General features: G+C 71.5%; 9 protein-coding genes. 5 read left to right on the top strand and 4 right to left on the bottom strand.

Annotated elements, in window-relative coordinates; genetic code table 11:
- Positions 1-37: 37 nt before the first annotated feature.
- The 3 genes from dmpG to ABTY56_RS29835 are packed head-to-tail and all read right to left on the bottom strand — an operon-like array spanning position 38 to position 2,828.
- Positions 38-1,063: a 4-hydroxy-2-oxovalerate aldolase gene (dmpG, locus tag ABTY56_RS29825; protein WP_350632466.1), complete on the bottom strand. Its 1,026-nt coding sequence runs from the start codon at positions 1,061-1,063 to the stop codon at positions 38-40.
- Positions 1,063-2,007, bottom strand: coding sequence for an acetaldehyde dehydrogenase (acetylating) (locus ABTY56_RS29830; protein ID WP_350632467.1), 945 nt, complete (start codon positions 2,005-2,007; stop codon positions 1,063-1,065). The genes dmpG and ABTY56_RS29830 overlap by 1 nt, the downstream gene beginning before the upstream one ends.
- Positions 2,004-2,828, bottom strand: coding sequence for a 2-keto-4-pentenoate hydratase (locus tag ABTY56_RS29835; protein ID WP_350632468.1), 825 nt, complete (start codon positions 2,826-2,828; stop codon positions 2,004-2,006). Before ABTY56_RS29835 ends, ABTY56_RS29830 begins: the two co-directional genes overlap by 4 nt.
- Before the next feature lie 68 nt (positions 2,829-2,896).
- Between ABTY56_RS29835 and ABTY56_RS29840 the strand changes: the two genes are divergently transcribed.
- Complete coding sequence (locus tag ABTY56_RS29840; protein ID WP_350632469.1) at positions 2,897-3,655, top strand: IclR family transcriptional regulator; 759 nt, start codon at positions 2,897-2,899, stop codon at positions 3,653-3,655.
- Between the two features lie 198 nt (positions 3,656-3,853).
- On the opposite strand, the gene ABTY56_RS29845 is transcribed toward ABTY56_RS29840, so the two are convergent.
- Positions 3,854-4,615, bottom strand: a complete 762-nt coding sequence (locus tag ABTY56_RS29845; RefSeq protein WP_350632470.1) for an IclR family transcriptional regulator — start codon at positions 4,613-4,615, stop codon at positions 3,854-3,856.
- Positions 4,616-4,693: 78 nt separating this feature from the next.
- Here ABTY56_RS29845 and ABTY56_RS29850 point away from each other — a divergent pair, with 78 nt between their 5' ends.
- Genes ABTY56_RS29850 through ABTY56_RS29865 form a run of 4 tightly spaced genes read left to right on the top strand, consistent with a single transcriptional unit; the run spans position 4,694 to position 8,608 of the window.
- Entirely contained in the window at positions 4,694-5,848 is a 1,155-nt protein-coding gene (locus tag ABTY56_RS29850; protein WP_350632471.1) for a cupin domain-containing protein, read from the top strand.
- Positions 5,845-6,678: a fumarylacetoacetate hydrolase family protein gene (locus ABTY56_RS29855; RefSeq protein WP_350632472.1), complete on the top strand. Its 834-nt coding sequence runs from the start codon at positions 5,845-5,847 to the stop codon at positions 6,676-6,678. Before ABTY56_RS29850 ends, ABTY56_RS29855 begins: the two co-directional genes overlap by 4 nt.
- A complete protein-coding gene (locus ABTY56_RS29860; RefSeq protein ID WP_350632473.1) occupies positions 6,678-7,325 on the top strand; it encodes a maleylpyruvate isomerase family mycothiol-dependent enzyme in 648 nt (215 codons plus the stop codon). The genes ABTY56_RS29855 and ABTY56_RS29860 overlap by 1 nt, the downstream gene beginning before the upstream one ends.
- 17 nt (positions 7,326-7,342) lie before the next feature.
- The gene (locus ABTY56_RS29865) at positions 7,343-8,608 is read left to right on the top strand and encodes an FAD-dependent monooxygenase (protein ID WP_350632474.1); all 1,266 of its coding nucleotides are present in this window, start codon (positions 7,343-7,345) and stop codon (positions 8,606-8,608) included.
- Positions 8,609-8,651: the final 43 nt, after the last annotated feature.

Here is an 8,651-nt window from a genome sequence, read left to right on the forward strand (position 1 = left end):
CGCCCGCCGTTGAGAGGGGAGCACCGGTGTGGAACGTTCAGGCTGCCCGCGTGTCCTGCTCGGCGGCCAGCGTGAGCGCGATGTCGACGATCATGTCCTCCTGCCCGCCCACCAGGCGGCGGCGTCCGCACTCCATGAGGATGTCGCGGACATCGACGCCGTAGCGCGCGGCGGCGGCCTCCGCGTGGCGGAGGAAGGAGGAGTAGACGCCCGCGTAGCCCAAGGTGAGGGTTTCCCGGTCGACGCGCACCGGGCGGTCCTGGAGCGGGCGGACGAGGTCGTCGGCGGCGTCCTGGAGGTGGAACAGGTCGCAGCCGTGCTCGAAGTCCGAGAGGTCCGCGACCGCGATGAACGCCTCCAGCGGGCAGTTGCCCGCGCCCGCGCCGTGGCCGGCCAGCGAGGCGTCGACGCGGCGGACACCGTTCTCGACCGCGACGACGGAGTTCGCGACCGAGAGCGAGAGGTTCTCGTGGGCGTGGATGCCGATCTCCGTCCCGGCGTCGAGGACTTCGCGGTAGGCCCGCACCCGCGCGGCCACGTCCCGCATCGTGAGCCGGCCACCGGAGTCGGTGACGTAGACGCAGTGCGCGCCGTAGGACTCCATCAGCTTTGCCTGCCGGGCGAGTTCCTCGGGCGCGGCCATGTGGGAGAGCATCAGGAACCCGGACACGTCCATGCCGAGTTCCCGCGCCGCGGAGATGTGTTGCGCGGAGATGTCGGCCTCGGTGCAGTGCGTGGCGACGCGCACGGAGCGGACTCCGAGTTGGTGGGCGCGCTTCAGTTCGTGGAGGGTGCCGACGCCTGGCAGTAGCAGCGTGGTGAGGCGGGCGTTCTCCAGTACCGAGGCCGCCGCCTCGATCCACTCCCAGTCGGTGTGCGACCCTGGGCCGTAGTTGAGCGACCCTCCGGCGAGGCCGTCGCCGTGCGCCACCTCGATCGCGTCGACGCCGGCCCGGTCGAGTGCGGTGACGATGCGCTTGACGTCCTGCGGCGTGATCCGGTGGCGGACGGCGTGCATGCCGTCGCGCAGGGTGACGTCCTGGACGAAGATCGGGGTTCCCATTACTGGTTCGCCTTCCCGGCTGCGATGCGCTCCGCGACCTGGATGGCGGCGGAGGTCATGATGTCGAGGTTGCCGGCGTAGGCCGGCAGGTAGTGTGCGGCGCCCTCGACCTCCAGGAAGACGGACACCTGGTGGGTGGGCCGGGGGGCGCCTTCCGTGAGGAGCGTCGCGACCGGCTGGTCCGCAGGGATCGCGGTGATCTGCACCTGTTGCTTGAGCCGGTAGCCGGGGACGTAGGCGGCGACGTCGGAGACCATTTCCCCGACCGAGCGCCGGATCTCCTCGTGGGTGGCCGGGTCCGGGGCCGCGATGAGGCAGAAGACCGTGTCGCGCATCATCAGCGGCGGCTCGGCGGGGTTGAGGATGATGACCGCCTTGCCGCGGCGGGCCCCGCCGACCCGTTCGATGGCGGACGAGGTCGTCTCGGTGAACTCGTCGATGTTGGCGCGGGTGCCCGGGCCGGCCGACTTCGACGCGATCGACGCGACGATCTCCGCATACTCCACCGGCACGACGCGGCTGATCGCCGCGACGATCGGGATGGTGGCCTGGCCGCCGCAGGTGACCATGTTGACGTTGGCGGCGTGCAGGTGCTGGTCGAGGTTGACGGCGGGGACGACGTAGGGCCCGACGGCCGCCGGGGTGAGGTCGATCAGCCGCTTCCCGAGCGGGGCCAGCTTGCCGGCGTTCGCCTCGTGCGCCTTTGCCGAGGTCGCGTCGAAGACGATCCGGATCTCGTTGAAGTCCGGCATCGCGATCAGCCCGTCGACGCCTTCGTGGGTGGTCCGGACTCCGAGCCGCGCGGCGCGGGCGAGGCCGTCGGAGGCGGGGTCGATACCGACCATGGCGCCCATTTCGAGGTGCGGCGCCCCTCTGAGTACTTTGATCATCAGGTCGGTGCCGATGTTGCCGGACCCGATGACCGCGACCTTCGTCCTGCTCATGCTGCCGCTCCCTCGCTGAAGCCGACCGTCACGGCGCCGAGGCCGGACAGGGTGGCGGTGACGGTGCTGCCGGGGGACACCGGCCGCATCGGACCGAGCGCGCCGGACAGGACGACCTGCCCCGCACGCAGGGGCTCGCCGAGGTCGCGGGCCGTGCGGGCCAGCCACACGACGGCCTCGACCGGATCGCCGAGGCAATCCGCGCCGGTTCCGGTGGAGACCTCCTCCCCGTCGATGCTCATCGTCATGGTGACGTCCACCGGTTCGACCTGGCCGAGAGTGTGGGCTTGCGTCCCGAGCACGTAGGCGCCGGCGGACGCGTTGTCGGCCACCGTGTCACCGAGGCTGATGTCCCACCACGCGATCCGGCTGCCGCAGATCTCCAGGGCGGCCACGCCGTACTCGATCGCGTCCCGGACCTGCGCGGTGTCGAGCGGGCCGTCGGCCAGATCGGTACGGAGCAGGAACGCGATCTCCGCCTCGACCCGGGGCTGGAGGATCCGTCCGGCCGGGAGCGCGTCGCCGTCCGTGTAGGCCATGTCGTCGAAGAGGACGCCGAAGTCGGGCTGGTCGACGCCGAGCTGTCGCTGCACCGCCGGCGAGGTCAGGCCGATCTTGCGGCCGGTGATCCGGGCGCCGGCCGCGAGGCGGCGCTGTGTCAGCGCGGCCTGCACGGCGTACGCCGCGGCCAGGTCGTTCCGTCCGATCAGGTCCCGCACCGGTGCGCAGGGCACGCCGGAGGCGGACGCCTCGGCGAGCCGCGCGACCGCTGCGGCGATGTCGTCGTTGCTCGCGGTGGCGAGCCTGTTGTTGTCGGTCACGGCCCCACTCTGCGGCCGGGGCTCGTACCGAACCAGCACTTTGTCTCGCTCAGCGATACGCTGCGCCCATGGCGGACACCTCTGGTCTCGACACGGTGCTGGGCAAGGCGGTGACGATCCTGCGGGCGTTCCGGCCCGATGACCAGGCTGTCTCCCTCGCCGAGCTGGTACGGCGCACCGGCCTCCACAAGGCGACCCTGCACCGACTGGCCGGGGCCCTGGTCGCCAATCGCCTGCTCGACCGCGTCGACGGCGGCTACCGCCCCAGCGGCGGCCTCTTCGAGCTCGGGATGCTCGCGTCGCCGGAGCGCAGCCTGCTGGAGGTGGCGATGCCCTTCCTCCAGGACCTCTACGAACGCACTCACGAGACCGTCCACCTCGGCGTGCGCGAGGGCCACGACGTCGTCTACGTCGCCAAGATCGGGGGCCACCGGCAGGCCAAAGCCCCCTCGCGCACCGGTGGACGGATGCCGCTGCACTGCACCGCCATCGGAAAGGCGCTGCTCGCACACGCCGATGACGCCCTGCGGCGCGAGGTGCTCACCGGGCCGCTGGAGCGGCGCACACCCCACACCGTCGTGACACCGGGCGCCCTGCGCCGCCAGCTGCAACGGATCACCGAGACCGGCATCGCCTTCGAGCTCGAAGAGTCGGCGCTGGGGCTTCTGTGCGTCGCCGCGCCGGTGCTTGGGCACGACGAGCCGGTCGCCGCGATCAGCGTGGCCGGGCCGGTGGGAAGGTTCCGGCCCGACCGGTACACGACGCCGGTACGGGCAGCGGCGGCCGGGCTCGCCAGCACACTGGCCCGGCGCGACCTCTCGCGTTGACCAAGGCGTCTCAGTGGGCGTTTAGGGATGGCTTGCGATGAGTGTTTTGACCTGTTTTTATCGCATTCATTACCAAGGTGCACGGCCCGAAATGCCTGGAAGCTCTGCATTAGCGGGAACATTTCTCCGAATTGCTAAACCAGACGGAATCCACCGAGCCAACATCTTCGGAGCGATTCGCACCTTACGTTCGCCCACTCAGAGCGCGCGCGTGATCGCCTCGACCGTGACCGTGAGCGCGGCGGTGAGCGGCTTGAGCGTCCCGGGCGAGTAGCGGATGCTGGGCATCGAGACCGACAGGGCCGCGGTGGTCCTGCCGGCGCGGTCCTTCACCGCGCACCCGACCGCCACCACGCCCCGCTCGGTGCGCTCCAGGTTGAGCGCGACCCCGCTGCGCCGTACCACCCGGAGCTCCCGGCGCAGGTGGGCCATGTCCGGCATCTCCTCGCCCGGGTCGCGCCGGCCGTCGGCGTACAGGGCCTCGACCTCCTCGTCCGGGAGAGCGGCGAGCTCGATCAGGCCGCCGGTGGCCTGGTGGGCCGGGAAGACCATGCCCTCGCGGCTGCCCACCCGCAGGGCCTGGGCGCACTCCGTCGAGGCGATGAACCGGATGTTGCGGCCGGTGCGGACGCTGAGGTTCGCCGTCTCGTCGATCCGGTCGACCAGGGCGCGCATCGGTCCGAGGGCCGCCGCGCGCAGCGCGCCGAGGTCGGAGCGGGCATGCTCGGCGAGGGCGAGGACGGGGCCCACCCGATAGGTCCGGTCCTCGTTCTGCACCGCGAAGTCGCGGTAGACCAGTGCGGTCAGCAGGCGGTGGGCCGTGGAGCGGGCGACGCCCAGCCGCGCGGCCGCCTCCGACACGGTGACCGAACCGTCGAGCTGGAGGATCTGGGCGAGCCGCAGGGCATGGTCGACGCTGTTGGGCGCGTAGGTGGGCGGGGTCTTCATCGACTTCACCATGCCCAGATCGTCACACATGCTGTTCCGCAGTGCAGAATCCTCTGTTCTGCAGTCGCCCCCGCGGCCGATAGTCGGGCCATGTCCGAAGTGAACGCCCTTACGGCCCCGCCCGGTCCCGCAGCCGAGGACCGCCCTGACCAGCCTCCGGTCACCCCCGAGCTCCTGAACCTCTACCGCGGTTTCGACGACGCGCTGCTCGTCCCGTTGTGGACCGAGATCGGCGACCTGATGCCGCAGCACCCGCGCTCCAGCGCGCAGTCGCACCGATGGAAGTGGCGTGAACTTTCCGAACTCGCAGCGCGATCCGGGGAGTTGGTCCCGGTCGGCCGCGGCGGGGAGCGCCGCGCGATCGCACTCGCCAACCCGGGCCTGGGCGGCCGGCCCTACGCGACCCCGACCCTGTGGGCCGCGATCCAGTACCTGATGCCGGGCGAGGACGCCCCCGAGCACCGGCACACCCAGAACGCGTTCCGCTTCGTCGTCGAGGGTGAGGGCGTGTGGACCGTGGTGGAGCGCGACCCCGTACCGATGGGCCGGGGCGACTTCTTGCCCCAGCCCGGCATGCACTGGCACGCCCACCACAACTCGGCGAACGCGCCGATGGCCTGGCTCGACGGGCTCGACATCCCGTTCCAGTACGGCATCGAGGCGCAGTTCTTCGACTTCGGCCGGGACACCCTCAGCGAGGAGGAGCACACCACCCCCGCCCGTTCCCGGTCACAGCGCTTGTGGGGGTACCCCGGCCTTGTACCGGTCTCCCGGTTCGGGCACCGCGAGGGCACTCCGCTGCTGTGCTACCGGTGGGCCGACACCGACGCCGCACTCACCGGCCAGCTGACGCTGGAGCGCGAGGGCCACCCGGGCACGGTCGAGCCCGGCCACGCCCTGGTCCGCTACACCAACCCGACCAGCGCCGACGACGTGCTCCCCACGATCCGGGCGCAGTTCCACCGGATCACGGCCGGCACGGAGACCGCGCCGCACCGGGAAACCGGCTCCTCGGTCTACCAGGTCTTCGACGGCGCAGGGACGGTCACGGTCGGCGACCACTCCTGGACGGTGACCCGCGGCGACCTCTTCGTAGTCCCGTCCTGGCAGCCGCTGTCGATCCGTTCGGAGGCCTCGGCCTCCGACTCCGACTCGGGCGCGCTCGACCTGTTCCAGTTCAGCGACGCCCCGATCCTCACCAAGCTCAACCTGTTCCGCAGCCACACCGAGAGGGGCAACCGATGAAGCTCGCCACCATCCGCCTGGGCGACCGGCGCACTGCCGCCGTCCGCGTCGAGGGCGACCGGCTCGTGGAGGTCGGCCGGCCCAGCGTCGGCGCGGTCCTGGCCGCTCCCGGCGGCCTCGCGGCCGCCGCGACGGCCGACGGCCCGCAGCACCCGCTCACCGGGGCCGACTTCGCCCCGGTCGTTCCGCGACCCGGCAAGGTCGTCTGCGTCGGGCTGAACTACCGCAACCACATCAAGGAGATGGGCCGGGACCTCCCGGAACACCCGACCCTCTTCGCCAAGTACGCCGACACCCTCATCGGCGCCCACGACGCCATCCGGCGCCCGGTGGAGACCGGGCAGTTCGACTGGGAGGCCGAGCTCGCCCTCGTCATCGGCCGGCAGGTGCGCCGGGCGGGTGAGGACGAGGCGGTAGCCGCGATCGCGGGATTCACCGTGCTCAACGACATCACCTGCCGTGACTGGCAGTTCCGGACCCGGGAATGGCTGCAGGGCAAGAACTGGGACTCCAGCACCCCCGTCGGCCCGTTCCTCGTCACCACGGACGAGACCGGTCCGCGGCCGGCCCTCGACATCCGCTGCGAGGTCGACGGCCGGGTGGTGCAGTCCGACAACACCGGCGACCTGCTCTTCGACCCGGTCGACCTGGTCCGCTACGTCTCGACGATGGTGCGGCTCAACCCGGGCGACATCATCGCGACCGGCACCCCCGGCGGCGTCGGCCACGCCCGCAAGCCCCAGGTCTACCTGGAGGGTGGTGAGCTGGTCGTCACCGAGATCGAGTCGATCGGCCGGCTGGAGAACCCCGTCGTCCCCGAAGGCGCCTGATGGAACACGACCTCACCACCGCACTCGGCTGGGTCGAGACGGGGACCGCACTGTGCGCCTCGGCGATCGCCGGACTCTCCGAGGACGAGTACGCCGCCGCATCGGCCCTGCCGGGCTGGACCCGCAAACACCTCGTCGCGCACCTGGCGGCGAACGCCGAGGCGATCGCCAACCTCGTCCACTGGGCCCGCACCGGTGAGCGGACCCCGATGTACGGCACCCCGTGGGAACGCGCCGCCGGGATCGAGAGGGGAGCCGGGCTGGGCGCGGACGAGCTGACCCGATGGTTCACCGAGTCGGCCGCGAACCTGGCCGCCGCGATGTCGGCCCTGCCCGAGGAGGCCTGGCGGGCCCCGGTGGTCACCGCGCAGGGCCGCACGGTGCCGGCGAGCGAGACCCCGTACCTGCGCGCCCGGGAGGTGATGGTGCACGCCGTGGACCTCGCCACCGGGGTCTCCTTCGCCGACCTCCCCGACGACTTCCTGCGGGCGCTGGAGGAGGACATCCGCGCCAAACGGGGCCACGACACCGTGCCCGACCTCAGGGGACCGCAGGCCGCGGTGACCGCCTACCTGGCCGGACGCCCCGCGACCGGAGTGACCGCCGCCGACGGTGGCCTCCCACCGACCCTGCCCGCCTGGCTGTGACGACAAGGACCGAATCCATGCACAACCATCCCCCCACCCGCGCCGACGTGATCGTCGTCGGGGGCGGCATCGGCGGCCTCGCCGCGGCGCTTGCCCTGACCCGCCAGGACCTGCGGGTCAGGGTGTACGAGCAGGCTCCCACCTTCGGCGAGGTCGGCGCGGGACTCCAGCTCGCACCGAACTGCACCCGCATCCTCGACCACTACGGCCTCCTGGCCGAGGCGGTGTCCCTGGGCGTGCTGCCCGAGAACATCATCATGAAGGACGCCGTGGACGCCGGCGAACTGACCCGCCTCGACCTACGCGACCTGGAGCGCCGCTACGGCTACCCGTACCTGGTGATCCACCGCAGTGACCTGCACACCGTCCTGCTCCGCGCCTGTGAGCGGGCGGGCGTGGAGCTCGTCACCGACTCCCACTGCACGTCGTACGAGAACACCGCCGCCGGCGCCCGGGTCCGCTTCGCCGACGGCCGCGCCGACGAGGCGGAACTGGTGATCGCCGCAGACGGCCTGCACTCGGTCGCCCGCGAGTTGCTGGTCCGGGACCAGCCGGTCAGCTCGGCCTACGTGGCCTACCGCGCCGCCGTACCGTTCGAGGAGGTCGCCACCCGCGACATCCACGACAAGGACGTCGTGGTGTACGTCGGGCCGCACTGCCACTTCGTGCAGTACCCGCTGAGGGGCGGCACCATGTTCAACCAGGTCGCCGTGTTCGAATCACCGAAGGCGCTGGCGGGAGAGGAGGACTGGGGCACCCCGGACGAGTTGGACGCGGCGTTCGCCACAACCTGCGACCAGGTCCAACAGGGGCTGGCACTGATGTGGCGCGACCGGTGGTGGCGGATGTACGACCGCGACCCGATCACGACCTGGGTGAGCGGCCGGATCGCCCTGCTCGGCGACGCGGCGCACCCACCGTTGCAGTACATGGCACAGGGCGCGATCATGGCGATCGAGGACGGCTGGGTCCTCGGAGAACACGTCGCCGCCCAGCGCGCGCAACGGACCGAAAGCGGCTCGGGCGTCGACTGGAGCACGGCACTCGCCGCTTACGAGGCGGTACGGCCCGAACACTGCCGCAGGGTCGTCGACACAGCCCGGTCATGGGGCGAGTTGTGGCACCTCGAAGGCCTTCGGAGGCTCCAGCGCAACGCTCTCCTGCATGCCCGCGACACCTACGACTACTCGTTCGTCGACTGGATCTACGGCCCGACGGCACTGAGGCCGGAGGAGGAGGCGGAGATGTTCCGGCCGGTCCCCCTGGAGACAGCACTGCGCTGAGGAGCCGCCGAACGGGGCGGCCGCGCGGGGTCCGGTTGCGGTC

This window comes from Kitasatospora sp. NPDC097691 (assembly GCF_040302665.1).
Classification (GTDB): domain Bacteria; phylum Actinomycetota; class Actinomycetes; order Streptomycetales; family Streptomycetaceae; genus Kitasatospora.